Source organism: Colwellia sp. MB02u-6, from assembly GCF_014077095.1.
GTDB lineage: Bacteria > Pseudomonadota > Gammaproteobacteria > Enterobacterales > Alteromonadaceae > Cognaticolwellia.
This window is the reverse complement of sequence record NZ_JACGVG010000038.1, coordinates 119,896-143,119: the sequence shown is the minus strand read 5'-3', so window position 1 is coordinate 143,119 and position 23,224 is coordinate 119,896. Positions and strand designations below refer to the sequence as shown.

Annotated in this window: 21 protein-coding genes; 10 read left to right on the top strand and 11 right to left on the bottom strand. The window is 37.5% G+C overall.

Going from position 1 to position 23,224, the window contains the following annotated elements:
- The first annotated feature begins 77 nt into the window (after positions 1 to 77).
- Entirely contained in the window at positions 78 to 1,394 is a 1,317-nt protein-coding gene (locus H4J46_RS15575) for an ATP-binding protein (RefSeq protein WP_182234453.1), read from the top strand.
- Between the two features lie 166 nt (positions 1,395 to 1,560).
- Positions 1,561 to 2,880: a DUF3300 domain-containing protein gene (locus tag H4J46_RS15570; RefSeq protein ID WP_259365901.1), complete on the top strand. Its 1,320-nt coding sequence runs from the start codon at positions 1,561 to 1,563 to the stop codon at positions 2,878 to 2,880.
- A gap of 161 nt (positions 2,881 to 3,041) precedes the next feature.
- Here H4J46_RS15570 and H4J46_RS15565 read toward each other — a convergent pair whose 3' ends face one another.
- Positions 3,042 to 3,389: a DUF3192 domain-containing protein gene (locus tag H4J46_RS15565; protein WP_182234451.1), complete on the bottom strand. Its 348-nt coding sequence runs from the start codon at positions 3,387 to 3,389 to the stop codon at positions 3,042 to 3,044.
- Between the two features lie 173 nt (positions 3,390 to 3,562).
- Here H4J46_RS15565 and H4J46_RS15560 point away from each other — a divergent pair, with 173 nt between their 5' ends.
- Complete coding sequence (locus H4J46_RS15560) at positions 3,563 to 3,886, top strand: hypothetical protein (RefSeq protein ID WP_182234901.1); 324 nt, start codon at positions 3,563 to 3,565, stop codon at positions 3,884 to 3,886.
- 53 nt (positions 3,887 to 3,939) lie between these two features.
- On the opposite strand, the gene syd is transcribed toward H4J46_RS15560, so the two are convergent.
- Positions 3,940 to 4,524, bottom strand: coding sequence for a SecY-interacting protein (syd, locus tag H4J46_RS15555; RefSeq protein ID WP_182234449.1), 585 nt, complete (start codon positions 4,522 to 4,524; stop codon positions 3,940 to 3,942).
- 71 nt (positions 4,525 to 4,595) lie between these two features.
- On the opposite strand from syd, the gene queF reads away from it, so the two are divergent.
- The 5 genes from queF to H4J46_RS15530 all read left to right on the top strand — a co-directional run bounded on the left by queF (position 4,596) and on the right by H4J46_RS15530 (position 10,355).
- Positions 4,596 to 5,447: an NADPH-dependent 7-cyano-7-deazaguanine reductase QueF gene (gene queF / locus H4J46_RS15550; RefSeq protein WP_182234447.1), complete on the top strand. Its 852-nt coding sequence runs from the start codon at positions 4,596 to 4,598 to the stop codon at positions 5,445 to 5,447.
- Positions 5,448 to 6,094: 647 nt separating this feature from the next.
- The gene (gene ppnN, locus H4J46_RS15545) at positions 6,095 to 7,435 is read left to right on the top strand and encodes a nucleotide 5'-monophosphate nucleosidase PpnN (protein ID WP_182234445.1); all 1,341 of its coding nucleotides are present in this window, start codon (positions 6,095 to 6,097) and stop codon (positions 7,433 to 7,435) included.
- Between the two features lie 5 nt (positions 7,436 to 7,440).
- Entirely contained in the window at positions 7,441 to 8,262 is an 822-nt protein-coding gene (gene xni / locus H4J46_RS15540) for a flap endonuclease Xni (protein WP_182234443.1), read from the top strand.
- A 222-nt stretch (positions 8,263 to 8,484) separates the two neighbouring features.
- The gene (locus H4J46_RS15535) at positions 8,485 to 8,862 is read left to right on the top strand and encodes a DUF3192 domain-containing protein (RefSeq protein WP_182234441.1); all 378 of its coding nucleotides are present in this window, start codon (positions 8,485 to 8,487) and stop codon (positions 8,860 to 8,862) included.
- Between the two features lie 485 nt (positions 8,863 to 9,347).
- Positions 9,348 to 10,355 carry an isocitrate dehydrogenase gene (locus tag H4J46_RS15530; RefSeq protein ID WP_182234439.1) on the top strand — a complete coding sequence of 336 codons (1,008 nt, stop codon included), beginning with the start codon at positions 9,348 to 9,350 and terminating at the stop codon, positions 10,353 to 10,355.
- Positions 10,356 to 10,665: 310 nt separating this feature from the next.
- On the opposite strand, the gene H4J46_RS17720 is transcribed toward H4J46_RS15530, so the two are convergent.
- From H4J46_RS17720 to H4J46_RS15510, 5 genes are all read right to left on the bottom strand, one after another.
- Complete coding sequence (locus tag H4J46_RS17720) at positions 10,666 to 10,860, bottom strand: transposase (protein WP_404851804.1); 195 nt, start codon at positions 10,858 to 10,860, stop codon at positions 10,666 to 10,668.
- A 614-nt stretch (positions 10,861 to 11,474) separates the two neighbouring features.
- A complete protein-coding gene (gene rlmM, locus H4J46_RS15525; protein ID WP_182137611.1) occupies positions 11,475 to 12,560 on the bottom strand; it encodes a 23S rRNA (cytidine(2498)-2'-O)-methyltransferase RlmM in 1,086 nt (361 codons plus the stop codon).
- Positions 12,561 to 12,565: 5 nt separating this feature from the next.
- Positions 12,566 to 12,967 carry a DUF423 domain-containing protein gene (locus tag H4J46_RS15520; RefSeq protein WP_182234437.1) on the bottom strand — a complete coding sequence of 134 codons (402 nt, stop codon included), beginning with the start codon at positions 12,965 to 12,967 and terminating at the stop codon, positions 12,566 to 12,568.
- Positions 12,945 to 13,610 (bottom strand): alpha/beta family hydrolase, encoded by a 666-nt coding sequence (locus tag H4J46_RS15515; protein WP_182234435.1) that lies wholly within the window; start codon positions 13,608 to 13,610, stop codon positions 12,945 to 12,947. Before H4J46_RS15515 ends, H4J46_RS15520 begins: the two co-directional genes overlap by 23 nt.
- Positions 13,611 to 13,615: 5 nt before the next feature.
- Positions 13,616 to 14,524: a transcriptional regulator GcvA gene (locus tag H4J46_RS15510; protein ID WP_182234433.1), complete on the bottom strand. Its 909-nt coding sequence runs from the start codon at positions 14,522 to 14,524 to the stop codon at positions 13,616 to 13,618.
- A 284-nt stretch (positions 14,525 to 14,808) separates the two neighbouring features.
- Between H4J46_RS15510 and H4J46_RS15505 the strand changes: the two genes are divergently transcribed.
- Positions 14,809 to 15,075 (top strand): hypothetical protein, encoded by a 267-nt coding sequence (locus tag H4J46_RS15505; protein ID WP_182234431.1) that lies wholly within the window; start codon positions 14,809 to 14,811, stop codon positions 15,073 to 15,075.
- Positions 15,076 to 15,490: 415 nt separating this feature from the next.
- On the opposite strand, the gene H4J46_RS15500 is transcribed toward H4J46_RS15505, so the two are convergent.
- From H4J46_RS15500 to H4J46_RS15490, 3 genes are all read right to left on the bottom strand, one after another.
- Positions 15,491 to 16,141: a thiopurine S-methyltransferase gene (locus H4J46_RS15500; RefSeq protein WP_182234429.1), complete on the bottom strand. Its 651-nt coding sequence runs from the start codon at positions 16,139 to 16,141 to the stop codon at positions 15,491 to 15,493.
- A gap of 36 nt (positions 16,142 to 16,177) precedes the next feature.
- Positions 16,178 to 17,227 carry a protease SohB gene (gene sohB, locus H4J46_RS15495; RefSeq protein WP_182234427.1) on the bottom strand — a complete coding sequence of 350 codons (1,050 nt, stop codon included), beginning with the start codon at positions 17,225 to 17,227 and terminating at the stop codon, positions 16,178 to 16,180.
- Between the two features lie 490 nt (positions 17,228 to 17,717).
- The gene (locus H4J46_RS15490; RefSeq protein WP_182234425.1) at positions 17,718 to 20,138 is read right to left on the bottom strand and encodes a VolA/Pla-1 family phospholipase; all 2,421 of its coding nucleotides are present in this window, start codon (positions 20,136 to 20,138) and stop codon (positions 17,718 to 17,720) included.
- 280 nt (positions 20,139 to 20,418) lie between these two features.
- Here H4J46_RS15490 and H4J46_RS15485 point away from each other — a divergent pair, with 280 nt between their 5' ends.
- Positions 20,419 to 21,156, top strand: a complete 738-nt coding sequence (locus H4J46_RS15485; RefSeq protein WP_182234423.1) for a YciK family oxidoreductase — start codon at positions 20,419 to 20,421, stop codon at positions 21,154 to 21,156.
- A gap of 297 nt (positions 21,157 to 21,453) precedes the next feature.
- Here H4J46_RS15485 and fadD read toward each other — a convergent pair whose 3' ends face one another.
- On the bottom strand, positions 21,454 to 23,109 hold the full coding sequence (fadD, locus tag H4J46_RS15480) for a long-chain-fatty-acid--CoA ligase FadD (RefSeq protein WP_182234421.1): 1,656 nt from the start codon (positions 23,107 to 23,109) through the stop codon (positions 21,454 to 21,456).
- Positions 23,110 to 23,224: the final 115 nt, after the last annotated feature.

Here is a 23,224-nt window from a genome sequence, read left to right as displayed (position 1 = left end):
GGTAAATTTAGTTGTTATATTCGCTAAAGAAGTCACTTAAATCATTAAAAACTAGAGTGCTGCTTAGTGCCTTATTAATGATTTTCATCTTATTGCCCATTGTTGGGTTAATTATCAGTAATGCCTATGAAAAACATATGCTTGCTAGTTTAAAGAATGAACTCTCTGCTTATTCTTACTCTATTCTAGCCATTATTGAAGTTGAAAATGACACCTTGCTGATGCCTGAGCTATTATTGGAAACGCAATTTAATGTTAGCCAGTCAGGCTTATATGCTGTGCTCACTAGTAGCTCAGCAACAAGGCAAGAAAATACGGCACATCAACTACCCGCCTCATCTGAAAAGCTTTGGAGTTCTCAGTCATTACTGTCGCCATGGCCGGCAGAAAACTTTCAACAACCTCACTTAGGAGAGAGTGCATTTTATCAAGCTCAGATAGCAGCACAACCACACTTTGTATATAGCTTAAGTGTCAGTTATGGCAGTGAACAACAACCTTTGGCCATGACCCTACATATTATTAAGCAACAAAACGACTTAACTCAGATGATGGCAGAATTTCATCGCCAATTAATGCTAGGGTTAGCCGGTTTAATGCTGGTACTTTTATTGATTCAATACCTTTGGTCGTTATGGACGTTAAAGCCGTTAAAAACCTTACAAATAGAGCTCAGTGATGTCGAACAAGGTAAAAGTAAACGTCTTATGGGCACTTATCCAACCGAGCTACATCAAGTGACTGAGCAATTGAATTTATTATTAAATGCCGAACAAAAACAGCGCCAACGCTATCGAAATGCCTTATCAGATCTCGCTCATAGTTTAAAAACACCCCTTGCCGTTATGCAAACTCAAGCCGCACTATCGCCACTAACTCAAGAACAGCTCAACATTATTAATGCCATCATTGAATATCAGTTACGCAAGGCACAAAGCGCGGGCCAATCTTCCTGGTTCTTAGGTACAGCGGTAGCACCAATAGCAAAAAAATTAATCAAGAGTCTAGAAAAAATATATCGTGATAAATCCTTATTATTTGTTGTCGATATTACCGATGAATGCAACTTTAAAGGTGATGAAGCCGACCTATTAGAAATACTAGGTAACTTATTAGATAACGCTTGCAAAGCCGCTAAGCAAGAAATACAACTTGAGATCAGTCACAGTTCCAAAAACATGATGATCATTATTGAAGATGACGGTGCTGGCATCGCACCCAATTTAAGAGAAGAGATATTAAAACGTGGTACTCGAGCTGACACTTATCAACATGGTCATGGCATTGGTTTGGCGATAGTGCGAGATTTAATCAATAGTTACCAAGGTAGCATGTGTATTGAGTCGTCAGCGCGACTAAAAGGTGCCAAATTTACGCTTAATTTCCCACTATAGAATTTAACTAGCCCAATAAGCACTCGATTCAGCTAGCGTTCAGTTTACCGCAGTTAATATTGCTAGCATAATTTAAAAAGTCACCTCAGCTACTTTACATTAGCTATTTACCGTTAAGCTATGAACATAGGTGGCTTTTCAATCATCCGTATTAAGGAATAGTAAGATGCAAAAAGTTAACTTTAAAAACTCACTGATTTATTTAATGCTATTTTTATCAAGCGCCTTGGTGTTTTCAACCCTTGGTTTTACCGCTGACAACACCAGTGTAACTTTCTATGAGTCAAGCATTGAAACCAGCTTAACGGAGCAAGCCCATCACTTTACTGATGCTGAGTTAGCACAAATGTTAGCACCCATAGCATTATATCCAGACCCATTGCTTAGCCACATTCTTATTGCTACAACTTATCCTATTGAAGTTGTTGACGCCGAGCGATGGTTAAATAAAAATAACCTGCTAAGCACTCAAGCAATTGCTGATGCCGCAGAAGACAAAGATTGGGATCCCAGCGTTAAAGCCCTATTACCTTTTCCAAAGATACTTAAAAAATTAAGTGAAGATTTACATTGGATGACTGGCTTAGGTGATGCTTTTTTACAAGATGAAGCACAGGTGCTTGCCAGTGTACAAAAATTGCGCCAACAAGCAGATCAAGCAGGTAACCTTGAAAATATCAGAAACGTCAAGGTTGTTCGAAAAAGCCAAACAATAATCATAGAGTCAAAACAGCCTGATATCATTTATGTGCCTTATTACGATACTCGAGTCGTTTATGGCGATTGGCGCTGGTCGCGTTATCCGCCCATTTTTTGGCACCACCCTGTGCACTATGCTTCGCATCATGGCGCGTATTATTGGCATAACCCTGTTCACCTGACTGTTGGACTATTCTTTGGTGCCGTACACTGGAGTAATCGTCATGTGGTTGTTAATCATCACAAGTCTCGATATTACAAACACCATAGTAATAAAAAAGTGTCTACCAGTTATCAGGTAAAACGTTGGCATCATAACCCTCGCCATAGAAAAGGCGTAGCGTATCGCACATCCAATATACAGAAGAAATATCGCAGTCACACACCTAGTGTGCAAAAAAATAAAGTTTTACGTACCAAACAAAGACCTTTTGTTAATAAGAATAAACTCCGTACTGAACACCCCAGTAATGAATATATCCACAGTAAAAATAAAAGCCTGAAGCATAAATTGCAGGTTAATCGAGCGGTAAAAATCAATAAAAATCCGCTTAAAAAAAATATAAAAAAAGACAGTTATAGCCAAAGAGATCAAGTAATAACGAATAGAGACCGTACTAAAAAAAGTTATATTAACGCTGTAAAAACACCTAAAAAAACTTACCAAAAGCGCCCAACTTCAGCAAGTGATAAAAGCGTGCATACGCGTTCAAATGCCAAGGTAACTCGTCGCCAAAAAAACAGTGGTAGCAGAACACATCAAAACAGAGCAAAGCGGCATAACTAATTTACCTCTGCTGTTTATCCAAGCGGGTCGTTAATCACAGGGTTAGTCGAGGCTAAAAATGTTACTTTTATAAAACTAAAGAGGGCGATATCTATTGATATCGCCCTCTTCTCATACCTTCGAGATACTAAGCCCGATCAACACACCACTGGTTATCAACCTTACTCTATGGCAGTTAATTCATTATTAACAAACACTAACTTTGTACACTCATCTTTCGTTGTTAAACCATCTTTATGCAAACGATGTGTACGAAAATAAACCACATTAACCGTTTTTCCATCATCGAAATAAGTTTCATTAAAATCAGCTACGCCCATTACACGAGAAACATCAGCAAACGTGGTGTTTAATTGTATACCCGCGATTTTCTTTCTATTTTCATATTCTCTATCATCAAAATCGCCAGAAATCGAGTGACCATCTTCGCCACCAACGGCAATAACGCAACCGGTTAAAGTCAAGGTTAACGGCGCAATAACGATTAGTGCTAATAACGTTTGTTTCATTTTATTTTTCTCTTATCAAAAGTAATGAGTTTGATAAGACTAACTGCAAATACCAAACCAATTCCGTAACCATCTGATTATATTAACTATAAATAAAAGAATTAAAAACAAAGCGAGACAGCGTTAGTGTTTTTCGCTAAAATATTGTTTCTTTAACACCTGAGTTATGCGTTATGACTATATCTGATGAAATTTCCATCGTCGCCAACAAGTTAGCCAATGAAGGTAAAGTGCCCAGTGTGGCATTGATTAAAAGTCAGCTTAATCAAACCGTACCTTTGCCACAAATAATTTCAGCTTTAAAAAACTGGCACCACGAGCCAAACTTTATAGGTACTCAACATCAAGAAATAACCACCAAAATCTCAACTGAAGCAAAACCTAACAACACAGAAATAAACTTACTCATAGCAAATGCTTTAGCGCCAATGCAGCAGGAGATAACTGAATTAAAGCAGCAGCTAAAGCAATTGTTAGACCATCAAAAAAACAGCTAATCTTATGCTCAGTACTGCCAAAAAATCATTATAATGTTTGAGAAATTTACAGTTTACTGAGCATTTTCAATACTGGTTGGCGGTATCCTTGGCGTAAGTTGCGACATAAATTCAGCCAGTGTCTCTGCTATTTTTTTATGTGGCTCACGGCCCACTTTTTCCACCCAAACTGAGCCGGTGTCATTGTCTAATGAAATAATATGGTCGTCATCATCAGTAAGCGCAAAAAATATCGTTAGCTTTTGTTTTAATTTTGTTTTCATTAAAATATGGCCAATAATATTTTCTTGTAAACGAGCAAAGTCTTTTTCGCTCCATGCAAATAACAATGACAAATCACCTTCTACGCAACTGGCGTCTAGGCTGTCACTATAAATAGTGGTAAAATAGTCTTTAATGTCAGCATGAAGTTTGACTTCCAAGGCCGCTTCAACATTATCAAACGTTAGCACTTGTGCTATTTTTATTGGATGCCATAAAGAAAAACTTTCTTCATGCACACCTTGCTCACAAGGCGATGACCAGTCTTCATCTTTCTGGGTAATAGGTAAATGTTGAAACCTATCTTGGTATGCTTGTAAGTAATCTTGAGAAAATTTCCATACGAGTTCATTAAGAGAGTGATTTGATATTTTCATCTAGCAGTTAATTCCTATAAAATAGAGAAAGATTTCAACCTTGTTACAACCAGAGAAGAAGTTACGCAAAAATGAGCATTTATACAAACGCAAAAGCGTTAAGCAAGTTAACGCTTGGACAAGTAACAAGCTATTGCAGCCAATATACCCCAGAATTACTACAAGCGGTACCTAGGAGCTTAAATAGAGATAGTTTAGGTTTAACCACAAACAACCTGCCGTTTAAAGGTGAAGATGTTTGGTATGGCTATGAGTTGTCATGGTTAAATGATAAGGGAAAGCCTGTTGTTGCGGTGGCTGAATTTAGTTTTCCATGTACCAGCCCAAACATTGTTGAATCAAAGTCCTTTAAGCTGTATTTAAACAGTTTTAATCAGACTAGATTCTCCTCATGGCAAAGTGTAGAGTCTGCATTAATAAAAGACTTATCAGCTACCGCTGGCGCTAGTGCTGATGTTAAACTTTTTCCTGTCAATAACTGTCCAGCACTCGCTATACAACTTGATAGCGCATTATGTATAGACGAGTTAGACATTGAAGTAAGTCATTACCAACTTACTCCTGAAATACTGAAAAATATCAACCATGCTCAAGCGGATGTTGTGACTGAATATTTAGTTTGTCATTTATTAAAGTCAAATTGCTTAATCACTAATCAACCTGACTGGGCAAGTGTTTATATTGAATACAGTGGTAAACAAATTTGTCATGAAACTTTATTAAAATATTTGATTTCGTTTCGCCAGCATAATGAATTTCATGAGCAATGTGTTGAGCGAATTTTTTGTGACCTCAAGCGTTTTTCTGAGATTGAATACCTAACAGTTTTTGCTCGATATACCCGCAGAGGCGGCTTAGACATTAATCCCTTTCGCTCAACAAGCAAAACAAAAACGCCTAAATTAAGAACACTACGACAATAAGCCATCACAATGTGTAGTTTTTAAGCAGTCAGTTATTAGATATACACTTATACTGGCTTTTTATATGGTTGTGTTTATTATTATCATATGACAATAAACTATTGCTTTAGCCTTGATGTAAAAGCAATAGTTTCAAACATACGTAGTGCTATTGTTTCCATTCAATAAGTATATTTTAAAGACTTTTTTTTATGGCTGAAATTTTATGAGTGAAAGCTTTATAGCGAAAATAACTATTAGTTTTTTATAATATCTATTTGATACCGCGATGCACTCTTGGCGCACTAGCAGCATTGTTGAACAACTTGATGATAGATTGTTACACGCTTGCAAACACAATGACCTACAGTTAAATAATAAATTAATCAACTTAAAATATATACTAAAAAACTCACTAGTTTAGCAAAAAACCAACACCCTTTATCTTAACAAGTGTTATGGCCAAAGGTGCTTTTATTGGCCGTTATGGTGACAAAAAATTTGTTGAATAATCTCGATAAATCCACTGTGGTAAACAAGCTCAATATATTAGGTAAAAAGGTGACAAGTCTACCTTTGATTTTTACAAATCACCGTATTTGAACATGCTATCAAGCTAGAAAGACGGCGTTCTTTACGGATAATAATCAGCACGAGGAAGTACCTTTATGCATACTCAAATTAATCCTGTTGGCAAAATGAATTTACTGTCTCAAGCAGAAGTTGACCGTTTACAACAATCCGCCACCAGTGAACTCTATAATCTCTATCGTAATTGTTCGTTAGCTGTACTCAATGCCGGCAGTCATACAGATAATGCTGAAGATATATACCAACAATTTTTAGACTTTCAAATTAAAGTATTAAGGCGTGAGCGTGGTGTTAAATTAGCCTTAGATAACCCGCCCGAACATGCTTTTGTCGACGGTATTATTATCAAGGGTATTCAAGAGCACCTTTCGGCAGTGTTGCGCGATATATTATTTATTGGTGATTGTTACAGCACTAAAGACGTCGACAGTGTGACTAATGTTATTTTTGATATGTTACGCAATGCCAACGCGATAATTCCTAACAGCTCACCTAATTTGATCACTTGCTGGGGTGGACATTCGATTAATAGTACCGAGTATCAATATACCAAACAGGTAGGTTATCACCTGGGTTTGCGTGGTTTTAATATTTGTACAGGTTGTGGGCCTGGCGCGATGAAAGGGCCAATGAAGGGAGCAACCTTTGGTCATGCCAAGCAACGCAACGCAACTGGCCGCTATATAGGATTAACTGAACCTAGTATTATTGCAGCAGAGCCACCAAACCCTATCGTTAATGAATTAGTCATTATGCCCGATATTGAAAAGCGCTTGGAAGCTTTTGTGCGTATGTCACATGGTATTATTATATTTCCTGGTGGTGCAGGTACAGCAGAGGAGTTGCTTTATATTTTAGGTATTATGCTACATCCAAAAAACCAGTTACAAAAATTGCCTATTATTTTAACTGGGCCCATTGAAAGTGCGGAATATTTTCACAAAATTGACACTTTTATCGCCAACACACTTGGTGAATCAGCACAGCAACTCTATAAAATTATTATTGATGACCCTGAACAAGTGGCAAAAACCTTTAAATTAAGCACAGAAGAAGTGGTCGCACATCGAAAATTAACCGGTGACTCTTATCATTTTAATTGGTCATTAGTCATTGAAACTGAATTTCAACAGCCGTTCGAGCCTGATCACAAAAACATGGCCTCATTAAACTTACATTATGACCAAAGTATAGCGTCATTAGCCGCCAATTTGCGTCGGGCTTTTTCTGGTATTGTTGCCGGTAATGTCAAAGCCAGTGGCATAAAAGCAATCCGAAAAAACGGGCCGTTTAAAATAAGTGGTGATAGTAAGATGATGGCATTAATGGACACACTATTAAATTCTTTCGTCGAACAACAAAGAATGAAGCTACCTGGTAGTAAATACATTCCTTGTTATACAGTCATTGAAGGTTAAATTTTATGACAGTCCATTTGGTATTAATTGATGCCTTAAATTTAATCAGACGAATTTATGCTGTACAAGAACGACCATTTTTGTTGAACAATGAATTGGCTGAAAATACCAAGCAACAGGTGTTATTTAATACCGCCAAAGCATGTGAACAAGCCTTACAAAAAATTATTGAACAATTACAGCCTAGCCATGCGCTTACAGTGTTTGACTCTCAAGCGCCATGTTGGCGCTATGATATTTATCCTGACTATAAAAAAGGCCGTAAAAAAATGCCCGAGCATTTGGCTGACAAGTTAACTGATATTCAAGACCGCTTTATGAAACACCACGTCGACTCTTTAGTTTCAGAAGCAGACGAGGCTGATGATTTAATTGCAACTTTGGCAATAAAGGTTGCATTGCGTGGTCAAAATGTAACTGTGGTATCTACAGACAAGTGTTTTTTATCACTACTCAACCCAAACATACAGGTCTATGACTATTTTAATCGTCGTTATTTAGATGAAGAATATGTACTTAACAAGTTCACGGTAAAACCAGATAAATTAATGGACTTGTGGACGTTAACTGGTGATAACACTAATAAAATTCCTGGCGTAGCCGGCATAGGTCAAGTAACCGCAGCAAAATTATTAAATCAGTATGGCTCGATTAAAAGTATACTAAATGCTAAAGACTTAAAAAGTAGCATCAGTGAAAAGCTATTGCAACATGATGAACAAATTGCGTTAAGTCGCAAGCTACTGACATTAAAAATTGATATCCCTTTGGGGTTTAATTTAAAAGACATAAGGCTGCCCTTTAAAAATCCACTTGCCAGCAGTTAACTAGCTGGTAATATTGAAAGCTGTTACTGTCATTTTCACTATAGCCATTAAAAAGTGCTAAAATACTCATTATAATTTTTATTTAAAGCTTAACCTTTTATTTACAGCTTAATAATGAGTAATAATGTTAACAGTAACTAATGACTCAAAAATAATTTTGCTTCATCTGCATAATATTAAATAACACTAAAATAATATTTAAAAAAGCTTCAAGGATTAAAAGTGAATAAAAAGATTATTGCTATAGTATTGGTCGCCTTAGCAGCATACGGTATATTTGTCACACTAGTGGTCAACTTTTACGATGACAGCCCTGCAAACATGCAATGGGAAGACCGAGAAGCTTACAATCAACAATTTATTGCTAAACTTGAATTGAAGAAATTTAATTTTAATAGTGCCATCGAACAGCTAGGTAGTCCTGATATTACCGAAGCAAAAATAGTCAACGAAAGTAGATATCAAGTCAGCTTTTATCGTACCCAACATGTAAAGTCTGACGGCATTACTACACAAGATGAGTGCACCGCATTATTGTTTACAAATGGTATTTTAACCGCTATTGGTAAAACAGCTTATCAGCAGTTTAAAGCGTTTTAACGCTACACATCTCAGCAATATTTCACAACGGCTGCACTTAAAGTAAAGTAATAACATATTAGCTAGCCTGATAAGTCATATTTTATATAATCCGATAGCTACCATTCATATCGCGTTTATTACTAACAAAAATATTTATTTTTAAAGTTCCGCACTAAATATAATACTCGCTACCCATACCACTTAGTTATTACCCACATCTGCTCATTTAAATAGCCCAAATTTAGTTGAGAACAATAAACACCAGCCTTGATTTTTTTCTCCTACAAACAACTAAAAACCTAATAGCACAGTAATTAGACTAAAGTTTTACAGTAAAACTTACTAACTGCTTCGGTTAGTTGCTATAATTGCAGAAATTAACTCGGTTGAATCAATAAGCGCAGTGTCAGGTCAAGTATATTCGCTAGTAAGTGCTTTATATTTAAACAAAAAATCATGATTCTCGCAATTCAAAAAAGCAATACTCAAAAGGCAATTAAACAATGGCAAAACAAACCATAACAGTGATCCCAGGTGACGGCATAGGTCCAGACATTATCGACGCAACTATCAAAATATTAGATAAAGCCGGTTGTAATTTTGAATATGAGTATGCTGACGCTGGTCTCACGGCATTGGAGAATCATGGTGACTTAGTGCCAGAATCAACCTTAGCACTAATTGAAAAAAATAAAATTGCCATAAAAGGTCCGTTAACGACACCTGTAGGAGAAGGTTTTACATCGATTAACGTCACCTTACGTAAGCATTTTCAACTATATGCTAATGTTCGTCCTGTGTTGTCATTTAAAGGCACGAAAGCACGTTATGAAAATATTGATATCATTACCATTCGTGAAAATACTGAAGGTATGTACTCGGGCCTAGGACAAACAGTTTCAGAAGACGGAAATCAAGCGGAAGCGAGAAGTATTATCACTCGTGAAGGTGCTGAACGCATTGTGACTTTCGCTTATGAAACGGCGATAAAAGAAGGACGTAAAAAGGTAACTGCTGTTCATAAAGCTAACATCCTAAAGTCAACATCAGGCCTATTTCTCAAAGTGGCCCGTGAAGTAGCCGCACGTTACCCACAAATTGAATCAACAGAAATGATTGTTGATAACTGTTGTATGCAGCTAGTCATGAACCCTGAACAGTTCGATGTTATTGTGACCACAAATTTATTTGGCGATATATTGTCAGATTTATGTGCAGGTTTAGTGGGTGGCTTAGGCATGGCACCAGGCGCTAATATTGGTAATGGCTGTGCTATATTTGAAGCGGTTCATGGCAGTGCGCCTGATATTGCGGGCAAAAATTTGGCAAACCCTACCTCAGTTATTTTAGCTGCGATTCAAATGCTAGAATACTTAGGTATGGCTGATAAAGCGGATAACATTCGTCGTGCTATAACCGAAGTTATCGAATCTGGCGATCGCACAACACGAGATCTTGGTGGTACACACGGCACCTCAGACTTCACACAAGCTGTATTAGAACGTTTATAACACCGTTTATTACCTTATATGAAAAACCAAGCCACAGTGCTTGGTTTTTTTATCTTCAGCATTTGTCTTATCTTGCACATGCTATTAAATTATAGCTATTTAATTAATTAAGTAAGCTAGTTTTTTATGAGAACAAATAGCTAAATACAAGGCATAAAATTTAGTCAGTAGTTATGCTAATTATAAATTTTATAACGCCCTAGTTGTTTATTTTAACCATTAAAAATCAGCAGATAATTAATCAACTGGCTATAACATAAGCTAACTTATTGTTCGTGTGAATAACAAATCCACACGTTTAATTGAGCGGCTATAACAGCCTTAGTATAAATATTTTAGAGCTTTTCTTCCTCTGAATAACTGGAATTGCATTTTCATCACTGATTTTCTCTCTAGGTGGTTCACTATCATAGCCTAGATCAGCAATGATATAATCCGAACTCGGCAACATATTTATAAGTGTTGATGCTGCTTTACTGTTTTGAACTTCTCCCCTGTAATACAAAAATCAATAGGAGAGTTTTCAACATCTTTTGGCCAAATAACGAGTCCCAAACTTGTATATATTTAACGTTAGCAACCAAATCTAAATGATCATCAAGTGAGGTTAATTTTAATCACAAGCACTGAGTGCTTTCTGGTATTAGTGTAAATTGACCTAATATCATTCAATGTTCAATAATTTCAATTACTAGATCGATTGACATTGTTGGCTTGGGTAAATTTGCATTTATTAACACCGCTATATTGCTTAAGGTTATATAGGCTATTTGTTAAGGTATAAAACCTTAAACAATGAAAATACTCTACAAAATTACCGCTTAGAAGATAACAGCTTAATAGCGTTTGGCGATCCAATGACAGTAAATTATTGTTTTTAAAAATATAGTAATTCAAGGCGTGTCAAATGCGGTAACCGTCGGTGAACCAAAATCATACACGGTCCTATCATTAGCATTACTATTTTTATAAAAAGGAAGATTATTTCTTGAGATATAACAGCTGTGAATTTAATAGTAAAACAACAGCAGTAGCGGATATATAAAATTAAAATATAAAAAAGCCCTAAAATCCATCAGAAATATAGGGCTTTTTCAACATATTGTTAGTAAAAAATCACTAAATATCCATTGGTGGAGGAGATAATAACCTAGCGTGAACCGTTATTTCTTCGCGGTCATAATACAAATGCTTGGCATACAATTCGTATTTTACATTGTGAAGAGAAAAAGCATCTTTCATCGTTTGTAAGTCATCATTAACTTGCTGATAACGCCCCTTCATAGGTAATTTCAAATTAAAAATAGCTTCTTGGCATAGCCCTTTTAATAGCCATTCACTCATCAGCTTTGCTACGCGTTGTGGCTTTTCAATCATGTCACATACTAACCAATAAACATTTTTCTTTTGCGGCAAGTACTTAAAGCCATCCATTGTACGATGCTTTACCTGACCCGTTTGCATTAATGACTCCGCCATTGGGCCGTTATCGATTGACGTTACCATCATGCCACGACGAACCAATTGATAAGTCCAACCACCTGGAGCTGCACCTAAATCAACGGCATTCATACCTGAAGTTAAACGTATATCCCATTCTTCTCTAGGAATAAAATATAAAAAAGCTTCATCAAGTTTCAATGTTGAACGACTTGGCGCGGCATTAGGGAATTTTAAACGTGGAATACCCATCACATGTGGCGAAGTATTTCGCGCTAATGAAAAGCCAAATATAACTTCTTTGCCTGATAAAAATAACGCATGTAAAACTGCGCCATCTTTATTACCTTTTTCGGTCAGTACTTTATCTTTTCTCAGTGCTTGTCGCAGTGGTACCGCTAATTTACGACAAAACTTCGACAGCTCTTTACCGTCATTTGTGTCAGGAGTTTCCATACGCAAATCAGCATATTGCCACTCAGTGCCTAACACTTCTACAATTGCTTCAACGCGATTGTAGTCAGGTAAGTCTATTTTTTCAGTTACCGTGACAAACCATTGGCGAGCGAAAATGAGTCGCTTTAATGGAATTTTTTCCATTAAAATTTCACCCTCTTCCGGTTTATTTAAATGAAAATAAACTACGCCTTGGTTTTTAGTTAGCTCTAAATAGCCATAAACTTCATTCCATGAAGCTTTTTCTTGAATTTCTGCGCCACATTCTTTTTCAAATCCGGGGCGACAATATAAAACTATTGCAGTCATTTTAATTAATTACCTAACTTTTGGTCAAACATTTTAGTACCTGCAAATCCAACCACTAGCCAGGCAAGTGCAAATGACAGGCCGCCTGATGGCGCCAACTTTCCAATACTCAACACATCGAATAACGTTCTGATATACAAACTACCACTAAAAAAGACGATACCAATCACAAATAATATTCCTGCGATCAATAAGATAGCTCTTTCGTGCAGCTTATATAAGGTGATGGTTAGCATTAGCGCTAACGTATGAAAAAACTGATACGTTAATGCGGTCATTAGTCGTTCTTGTGACGCCAAAGGTAGCGATTGCCCACCATGGGCTAACCAAGCGCCGAATAATACAGAAAAACATCCACTGATACCAACAAATATCATCAGTAGTTTAGCAACTGTTATTAATTTCATCGATAAAATCCCTCATTTTATGAACTGCTGTAGCTTGATGCTGTTTTAGGTTGTAGCCCGATTTTACCCGCGGCTTTAAATCGTGGTCACCGTCATTAAAATAATGTAACTGACAACGTGAAGAAATTTTGTATTGCTTAATTTCATTTTCACTACCCAGCGCATCTCTTTCGCCTTGTAAGATCAACACAGGCAATTGTGTATCTTGCAATGGCGCTAAGCGTAACTTTTCTGGTTTTTTTACCGGATGAAATGGATAACCTAAGCAGATAACGCCCCGTACTAAATTACTTTTCATTAAAACGCTATCACCCGCTAAAGTGGCGGCTACGCGCCCACCCATTGATTTTCCGGCAATATATATCGGTAAAGTGCTATTGGATTTTGCTAGTATGGCTTGATAGCACTCAACTAGTGCGGGCATTCTATCCGGTGGTCGCCTTTTGCCATCAAGTTTACGCTTGTCCATAAAAGGAAAGTTAAAGCGTAATACACTCAATTGCTGAACATTCATCAAACCAACAAGTTCTTCAATGTACGCGTGATGCATATCCGCACCCGCACCATGGGCAAATATGACCAATGCTTTTGCGTCTGTAACACTATTTAGTTCCTTACTTACTGATAATTTATTGTTGATCACCCTAGCTACCCTTCATCAGTAATAGTTTGCTCGTCGGCAACCGTTTGCAATACCCACTCACGAAACGCCGCTATTTTACCTAATTCCAATTGCTTTTCTCGACAGACAATGTAATAAGAGTTTTTACTGATTAATACTTCTTTAAATGGGCAAACCAATCGACCGCTATCAATATCCGGTTTCGCTAGCACACTATGGGCTAGAGCAACCCCTTGGCCATGAATAGCCGCTTGTAGCACCATCGCCGAATGACTAAATATTGGGCCATGATTAACATTCCCGCCATTGAAGTCAACATGCTTAAACCATCTTTTCCAATCTCTTCTCGAGGTATCATGTAGTAAAGTATGATTTGCTAAATCGTCAATTATACTCAAAGGTTTACTACCTGATAATAATAAAGGTGAACACACGGGGATCAAATACTCGGTATGTAATTGCTCCGCATGAATACCATTCCACCGCCCTCTACCATAATATATCGCTAAATCAACATCTTCAGTAAGCGAGTTTTCTGGTTGGTCAACCGCTTTAATACGCACATCAATATCAGGATGTAATAAGTTAAAGGTGTTTAACCTAGGCACCAACCACTGTATAGCAAAACTTGGCTGCAAACTTACCGTGATAGCACCTTTTGCGCCGCGGGCTAATAATCTTTCTGTAGCGTCATGTAAGGCATTAAACACATCTTTAATATCAAGGTAGTATGACTGGCCTTCTTCCGTCAGTAACAAACTTCTATTTTTACGCATAAATAATTTTATGCCTAAATTATCTTCCAAGGCTTTTATTTGATGACTTATTGCTGCTTGAGTAACGAATAACTCTTCCGCTGCTCGGGTAAAGCTTAACTGCCTAGCAGATGCCTCAAAAGCCCTCAAAGCGTTAAGTGGTGGGGTTCTATTCGCCAAATTACACCTATAAATTTACGTTCAAAATAGATCTATGCTTGCATAATCCATCAAGTTTTCGACATAAAAATGTCGGATTAGTTTTTCTAATGAATGACATTATAAATAGTCATTATAAACTTTACCAGTTTTACCGTAATATGCACGCCATAGATGAAGGACTTCATCTTTAGCCCGAAATAATCGGGTGATAATCAAACAGGCTCCCAACCCTTGTTTGTCATTAAAAAGAACGAGTCCCAAAACATCTATAAAACCAATTAACGTTTTATTACAGGTGACTTATGAAAAATATTTTTAAATTAGCAACTATCGCCACGTTAGCTTTAGTAGCAAGTAACAGCCAAGCAACACAATTAGTTAAAGTACAGGCTATTAACGCCTTTGAACTAGTAGAAATCACTAAACTACACTTGGCAGAATCAATTAAGTTAAATACGATAGTCATAAATCCTATCGAAAAAACAGCTCACGCTCAAGTTACAATGAACGATTCTCATATCAACAAAGGCGCTGAAATTATAATCAAAGCGGTGACGCTTGCTGAATAGTCTGGCTATTAAATTAACCATTAATTTCTCGATTATTAATCTTCATAACAAAGGTGCCCAACAGCACCTTTTTTTGTTATTTGAAGCTCAATAAACCACACGAAAATATAAAACAATAATAGCTAAAGTAACATTAATGGCTACATAAGTGTATTGGAACATAGGTGCATTGGAGGTAATGAAAGCTTAAGATTGGTCATTATAGGTCGGCATTTATACTGCTAGATTCTTACTCAAGTTTATGACGTCAAATAAGCACCGCTAGGTTAAATACATCACTAATAAACTCAATTAAGCTTTTAAATACCCCCTCCCATCAATAAAAATTTAACTGAGCGCTATTTTAATTAACCGCTATTTCCTTAAAAATAAGCACTTAATACTATCTTTAGGTCGATATTTACTCCATCCACTATTATTGTTGAGTGATGATATATAGCTTTTCTCTCAGGTAATCAACTTCAAAGTTTCGCTGGGCAAATTGCTTATCTTTAAGCTCATTGGTCGCAATACATTCAATAGTAAAGCCTGAAAACAAGCGTTGCACATCAGTGGCTGTGATCGAAAATGGCGGACCACTTAATTGGGTTGTTGGAAACTCCACTGTCACTAAAAACAAGCGTGTATGTGAGCAAAAAAATTTCTTCAAATGCTTAACGTATGCTTGCTGCATTGTTATTGGCAGCGCAATTAAGGCCGCACGGTCATATATCCAATCTACGCGGTCAATGGCGTCTGCAGAAAGCTTAAAAAAATCACCTTGTAAGAGTGAAAGTTGAGAGCAAAAAAATTGTTCAAAATCACCTGAGGTCTTTTTTTGATACTTAATATTGTTTTCGATAAAAAAGTCGTGACAGGCAATTTCACTTAATTCATTACCTGTCACTTGCCAATACTGCGCTAAATAGGCCATATCAAGTGTTTTGCCACATAGCGGCACAAACACATGCTGATCAGAGGGTAAAGACAGTTTTTTGAAATATTGAGACAACAAAGGATGTACGTCACTTTGGTGAAAACCCAATTTGTTGCGCTCCCAACATTTATGCCAAAAAAAACTGTCCATTGATATGGCCTTACTAGCTTACATTAGCCAAAGCTATTAACTTGGAAAAATACGATTATTTTGCCAAACCTTGCTTATAATGCTATCAAATGACAAAGATGCTGCTTTTGAAAACTTTTCAGCTAAACCTTTCTTTGTTGCATATTTAATTTGCACTAACTTGTGAGATTTACAACGCGCCTGTAAGTAATCGTCACTGGTTTGTATTTCGTCGACCAGCCCTAACTCTTTTGCTTGTGTGCCGAACCAATGCTCGCCTGTTGCCACTTTAGCAATATCTAGACTTGGACGATGCTCACTAACAAAGTTTTTAAATAACACATGCGTATCTTCCAGCTCTTCAACAAATTTTTCACGGCCTTTATCGGTATTTTCACCAAACATGGTTACCGTACGTTTAAATTCACCAGCGGTAAACTGTTCAAAATCAACATTGTTTTTCTTTAATAATTTATGAAAGTTTGGCACTTGTGCAATAACGCCAATAGAGCCAAGAATAGCAAATGGCGCTGAGACTATCTTATTAGCCACACAGGCCATCATATAGCCGCCACTGGCTGCCACTTTATCAACTGATGCTGTTAATGGAATATTGCGTTGACGTACGCGGTCGAGTTGTGAAGCCGCTAAACCGTAACCGTGTACCATGCCGCCGCCACTTTCTAAACGAACAAAAACTTCATCGCTGGGTTGAGCAACAGTTAAAATTGCACTAATTTCTTCACGTAAAGAGCCAACTTCTTTAGCATCAATACTACCGTTAAAGTCGACAACAAATAAACGTGGGATAGCTTTCTTTTCGTCACTGCCGTCTTTCTGAGCTTTTTTATCGATTTTGGCTTGCTCTTTTGCCGCCTTTTTCTCTTTTTTCTCTTTTTCTTTTAACTCTTCTTTAGATAAAAGCTGGTGGGTAATATCTTCTTCAACTTCAATATATTGCTCTGATAAGTCAATAATTTCTAGCTCACCTTTCTTACCACCTTCTTTCATTGCGGAAGAGGCAATAGCAATAATAATGGCCACCACCGCAATAACGAAAGTGATGGTTTTAGCTAAAAATAAACCGTATTCATAAAGAAATTCCAATATTTTTCTCCTAAACAACAGGTTAACACCTGTTAACTTTATTGTTGTATATTAATTGTAATGATTATTCTAGTTAACAATATGGGGGATATAGTTTGTAAAAAAAGGGGAATAGCTAATTATTCACTAAAGTTACCCCTAAATGAAAATAAATAAGCCACTGCCACAATGACATTGTTAACTAATTGAACTGATTTACACCCTGATTTTTTGAGCACGGCTAGGGTCATTGAGCATAGCTTTGCCCCAGTATAGTTTTGCTCTGGTATAAGCTACCTTAAGGTAAATGATGACTGTATTATCAAAAAATAGACCTTAGTGCGAAAGAACTAAAAGCATGATAAGACAAATAAAATATCAGCCAAAAAAAACGGCCCAAGATATGGGCCGTTAGTATTTTGTCAACTTGCGACAATATTTAATTAAAACTGAGTTAACTCATACTGTGACTAAAATGCAGGCTTTATTCAACACAAGGCGCATGAGTGCTCTACTGTACAACAGCAGTGTCAGTTACTTTAATTAATTGACCCATCGTCGCAAAGAATACCGCTACTTGCGATTGCATTTCTTGTGTTGCTCTAGCACTTAACGCAGCATCTGGTGAAGCGGCGGTAGGACGAGGATCAAGTATTGAACTATGATGACCACTAACAAACCTCACCACACCTGAGCCATTAGTGTCTGCACTCACACCTTGCAAGCCTAAGAAAGCAATGGCAGGTTCAGTACCACCCATGGGCGTAAATGGTGCTCTATTTGTCACAACTTGGTCTGATAAATTATCATCACCATTGCCGACAACTTCGATTAAATGCGTAGGTGTTTCAGTCGCTGCTAATGTTTGTACATAAGCAATAGGGTCACCCGAGTCTGTCACTGTTTGCGCTGCAAAAGTAAATTGAGCAAAACCGCCATTTAAAGTTGTTTTTTGCTCAGCTGATAAAGTTTCATAGAAAGCAAAGTAGAAAGCACTTAATTCTTCTTGGGTATAATTGGCAGGTAAAGTTGCTTCAACGGCTGCTTTAAACTCAGGCGATAGCTGTAAGGTTAAATTAGACTTAGCTAAGCCTTCAAATGCTGGCGAATCCAAACCAAAGTTAGCCAACATTAAACCCGGCATTGCTAAAGATGTACTGGCAATTTTAAATAAACCATCGATTTGTGGATTTAACTCAGTATTTGCTAAGCCAACGGCATTAATCCCGTAAATACCACCTAATGAATGACCTAACAGGTGAACTTTTGAACTATCGATTTTTATTGGGTTACCATCGCTATCAGCACCACCTAAAAAGTTCATCCCTAAACGCAAACCCAGTAAGTCAGAGGTACTTTGGCGTGTATTATCACGCATGCTTAACATACTACCCAAGTTTATATAATGTAAAGTCGATACGGTACTAGCATTAATATCATCAACATCATCGCCATTTAAATCAAAACCGCGACTACCGTGTAATGGTTGGTCAATCGCAACCGTTGCTATACCAAATAAAGATAGTATGCCAGTAATGGGTAACATTTGTTCTTTTGTCGAGGTAATACCATGGACTAACATCGCTACTGGCCAACCATTTTCCGGCTCTTCTAACGCTGGTAAACCCATGCTTTCACGCACGGGGTTAGCAAAATCTAAATCTGGCGTAGTCATTTGTACATCAATCGGCAACATCGCGCTTGTCGCTGGTATAGGATTGAACTTAGTTAAATTACGTTCAGTATCAATAGCAGCTATCGCTGGATTTGAGCTTGAGCTTAAATCACGTAAACCAAAGTTCATACAAAAGCCATCATTTGCGTCTAAAGGCCCTGCAGGAATTGCCGCTGGGTTTGCTGCAGCTAAACCGGCTAATGTGGCACCTGAATCACAACGAGCACGCCACCAATTATTAACCGGTGCTAGTGGGTTTTCTGCAGAGGGTACGCCTGAGTAATAAGGTAGTGTAATTGAACCACGAATATAATTTGCTGCAGAATATAACGGTACCAAGCTTTCAGGAATTTGACCCGCTAACACATCCGCAACTGACAGGGTGGTATCGGCTACGCCAATGGCTGGAATGCCTTGCTGAGCATCAGCAACCATTTGCGGAACACCCGCTGCCATTAAAGATTTAACCGTACTTAATACGCGTGTAGTTGATTGTGTCGTCATCGCAGCACTATAGATAATAGTATCGCTACCAACGCCAGCAGCGATTACAGCCGCTTCATAACTATTAATCGCGGCTTGCAAGCCTAATTGCGACTCGTTACCCAAAGGTAAGGTATTAATATCTTGGCGCGCTAATTCATAAGTACTAGAGCCGGCAACTGCTTTACCATTGTTATCACGAAGATTATTCGTCATCACCATGACATAAGTCGTTTCTGCTTTAAGGGGTTGAATCGGGACAAACAAAACATTGTCGCCGGATTTTTGCGTAACGAAATGTTGGCCAAAAGTAAGTTCGCCAACCACTTTACAGGCTAGGCCACGTGTTACAGCGGTACAATCACTGTCATTGACATCTCCACCCATCACGGTTTCAAAAACTCTTACCGAGCCAGGTTCAGCAGCACTACTGGCATCTAAAGAAGTTCCCGCTGGGAATTCAATAGCGAGGGGAAAAGGTTGGGAAATTGACCAACCGTCAAGAGCACTAATAGCAACAAAAGGGTCTGAGCCATCAGTGGGGTCGGCAACGGGAATCTCTAATGTTCCATCAACCGTACCAGAAAAAATCAAATCATTTGGTATAGAAAGTCCAGCAGCGCCCGCCGCCGGATCAAATTTAACACGTGCGGTGGCTGTTACGACCGTGTCGTTTTCAACCACTTCACTTTCAACATCTGTTATGGTTTCGTCTTGGCAAGCACTTAAACCTAATGTGCTCGCTATTGCTAGACTGAGTACTAACTTTTTCATTTTATCTCCCCACTGACTAATCTTTATTTTATATACTTAACCGTTGGCTAACTATATCTTTATTATTTTTCATTATTATCGTTGATTTTTATACTTATCCTAGTATTGAATTCAACTTGTTCGACCAGTCAAACTTACCTCAAGAATAGATCAAGTGCTAGTAATTTTTTAATTTATTCACAGTTTTATTCTACAAATGTAGATTAGTAACGAAAAATCCTCGTCAGCATAGCAGTGAAAGTAGTAATATTGTTATCAAATTTTTTAAAAAATTAATCTTATGTTTGACTATGCAATAACACCACAAATTTTAGCCAAAAAAACTATTTTAGTAACCGGTGCGGGTGCAAGCATTGGCCGCCAAGCAGCATTAACTTATGCTGAGTTAGGCGCTACAGTTATTTTATTAGGAAGAACCGTTGCTAAACTAGAAGCAGTTTATGATGAAATACTTGCTAAGGGCTATCCAGAACCTGCCATTGTACCGCTAGACTTAAAAGGGGCAACAAAGCAAAATTATATTGATTTAGCCGCCACTATTGATAATCAATTTAGTCAGTTAGATGGCGCATTACTCAATGCTTCAATACTAGGCGAGTTAACGCCCTTTAACCAAATTAATCAACAAATTTGGCAAGACGTCATGCAAGTTAACGTTAATGCCCAATTTTTATTAGCACAAGCATTAATACCTGTGTTACTCAAAGCTGACCATGCATCGTTAGTATTTACCTCATCAGGTGTCGGTAATAAAGGTAAAGCGTATTGGGGTGCTTATAGCGTTTCTAAATTTGCCACAGAAGGACTAATGCAGGTTATTGCGGACGAATATGAAAACAGTTCGCTTAGAACTAATGTAGTGAATCCCGGCGCAACAAATACCGATATGCGTTCAGTGGCTTATCCCGCAGAGAATAAAGCTGAAATTGCTTTACCGAAAGATATCATGCCACTTTACGTATATTTAATGGCCAACGATAGCAAAGCGGTTAATGGCGAGAGAATAAACGCACAATAATGCCTTTTTCCTGCAAAATAAGAAGTTAAGAACCTAGTGTTTTTAGATTAAAATAATAGCTAGCTTATTGTTATCACACTATGTTCTTCCACTATGTTTCTGACAAAGCGCTAAGTCATTAAAGTAAAGCAGGAGCAATTACCGAGATGTCTAAGAGCAACTTGAACATCGCCACTCTTTCATATCCAGGTGAACGTGGCATACTATTTATTTGACCATAAAAAAAGCCAACATTAGTTGGCCTTTTTATTAAGTCACTTTGACGTCGATTAATAACCAGCGGTACCGCTATCTAAGTTAGCGTAATTCACGTCGTAATATTTTACCGACGTTGGTTTTTGGTAACTCGTCACGAAACTCAACAAATTTTGGTACTTTGTAATTAGTTAAGTTTTCACGACAGTGATTAATTAAGGATTTCTTAGTTAAATTAAGATCTTTACGTACAACAAATAATTTGACTGCTTCACCAGAAGCTTCGTTGGGAATACCAATGGCCGCAGCTTCTAGTACACCTTCATGGCTCATTGCTATCTCTTCAATTTCATTTGGATAGACGTTAAAGCCAGAAACAATAATCATATCTTTTTTACGATCAACAATTTTTAAAAAGCCATATTCATCCATACAAGCGACATCACCCGTGGCTAACCAACCTGCTTTTAGAATTTCATCCGTTGCTTCTTGGCGATTATAATAGCCTTTCATTACTTGCGGGCCTTTAACCCACATTTCTCCAGCTTCACCTATCTTAGCGTCGCTGCCATCTTCCAAGACAATACGAATATCGGTAGAAGGTGCAGGTAAACCGATGCTACCAGTATAATGTGTTTGGTTATAGGGACAAATCGTTACTAAAGGTGAGCACTCTGTCAAACCATAACCTTCAAGTAAGCGTGTTTTTGTGACACCTTCCCACTTTTCGGCAACCGGACGTTGAACCGCCATGCCGCCACCTAGTGATAATTTTAAATTAGAAAAATTAAGTTCACTAAAGCCCGGGGTATTCAATAAACCATTAAATAAGGTGTTTACACCGGTAATCGCGGTAAAGTCATATTTTGCTAACTCTTTAACGAAACCCGACATATCACGCGGATTGGTGATCAATAAATTTGTACCACCTAGGGTAATAAATGTCAGGCAATTCGCCGTTAAAGCAAAAATATGATAAAGCGGTAAGGCAGTAACAACTAGCTCTTTACCCTCTTCTAATTGCGGTTTAATCGCGGCTTTAGCTTGCTCTAAATTAGCAACCATGTTGCGATGCGTTAACATCGCACCTTTTGAAACACCCGTCGTACCACCGGTATATTGCAAAAAGGCCAAATCATCACCACAAAGTGTCACTGGGCTAAAATTTAGTTTTTCTCCCTTGACTAAAGCTTTATTAAAATGCTCTACATTCTTAAGATTAAAAGCGGGCACCATTTTTTTAACGTACTTAACAACGCCGTTAACAATAGCACCTTTAACGGTACCTAAACGGTCACCAAGCGAAGTTAAAATAACTTTTTCAACCGGTGTTTTATCAATAATTTTTTCCAAAATACTGGCAAAGTTTTGAATAATCAAAATCGCTTTAGTGTTGGAGTCTTTTAATTGATGTTCTAATTCACGTGCTGTGTAGAGCGGATTAACATTAACCACGGTTAAACCTGCTAACAGGGCGCCAAATAGTGCAATAGGATATTGCAAACAATTGGGTACCATAATGGCAAATTTATCACCTTTAACTAAACCTAAGTCTTGCTGTAAGTAAGCAGCAAAGGTTGTAGCTTGTTGCGCAAGTTCACGATAACTAATCTGCGCACCCATATTAATAAAGGCAGTTCTGTCGGCATAAACCTCAGTATATTTATGGAACATATCGACAATTGAAGCGTATTTATCAGGATCAATTTCAAATGGAACACCAGGAGGGTAACTCTTCTCAAGCCAAATTTTTTCCACGGTACCTTTCCTCTTTAAATTTTTATTTTTAATTTAATGACACGTTTTATCAAATTTTTACTGGTCGATCCAGTTAATTTAAACACTTGTTTAAATTAACTGGATAATTAGTAAA

Excerpts from the sequence above, each read along its gene's own strand:
- H4J46_RS15575 (WP_182234453.1), top strand. The coding sequence starts at position 78 with ATGATTTTCATCTTATTGCCCATTGTTGGGTTAATTATCAGTAATGCC.
- H4J46_RS15570 (WP_259365901.1), top strand. The coding sequence starts at position 1,561 with ATGCAAAAAGTTAACTTTAAAAACTCACTGATTTATTTAATGCTATTT.
- H4J46_RS15565 (WP_182234451.1), bottom strand. The coding sequence starts at position 3,389 with ATGAAACAAACGTTATTAGCACTAATCGTTATTGCGCCGTTAACCTTG.
- H4J46_RS15560 (WP_182234901.1), top strand. The coding sequence starts at position 3,563 with ATGACTATATCTGATGAAATTTCCATCGTCGCCAACAAGTTAGCCAAT.
- syd (WP_182234449.1), bottom strand. The coding sequence starts at position 4,524 with ATGAAAATATCAAATCACTCTCTTAATGAACTCGTATGGAAATTTTCT.
- queF (WP_182234447.1), top strand. The coding sequence starts at position 4,596 with ATGAGCATTTATACAAACGCAAAAGCGTTAAGCAAGTTAACGCTTGGA.
- ppnN (WP_182234445.1), top strand. The coding sequence starts at position 6,095 with ATGCATACTCAAATTAATCCTGTTGGCAAAATGAATTTACTGTCTCAA.
- xni (WP_182234443.1), top strand. The coding sequence starts at position 7,441 with ATGACAGTCCATTTGGTATTAATTGATGCCTTAAATTTAATCAGACGA.
- H4J46_RS15530 (WP_182234439.1), top strand. The coding sequence starts at position 9,348 with ATGGCAAAACAAACCATAACAGTGATCCCAGGTGACGGCATAGGTCCA.
- rlmM (WP_182137611.1), bottom strand. The coding sequence starts at position 12,560 with ATGACTGCAATAGTTTTATATTGTCGCCCCGGATTTGAAAAAGAATGT.
- H4J46_RS15520 (WP_182234437.1), bottom strand. The coding sequence starts at position 12,967 with ATGAAATTAATAACAGTTGCTAAACTACTGATGATATTTGTTGGTATC.
- H4J46_RS15505 (WP_182234431.1), top strand. The coding sequence starts at position 14,809 with ATGAAAAATATTTTTAAATTAGCAACTATCGCCACGTTAGCTTTAGTA.
- H4J46_RS15500 (WP_182234429.1), bottom strand. The coding sequence starts at position 16,141 with ATGGACAGTTTTTTTTGGCATAAATGTTGGGAGCGCAACAAATTGGGT.
- H4J46_RS15490 (WP_182234425.1), bottom strand. The coding sequence starts at position 20,138 with ATGAAAAAGTTAGTACTCAGTCTAGCAATAGCGAGCACATTAGGTTTA.
- H4J46_RS15485 (WP_182234423.1), top strand. The coding sequence starts at position 20,419 with ATGTTTGACTATGCAATAACACCACAAATTTTAGCCAAAAAAACTATT.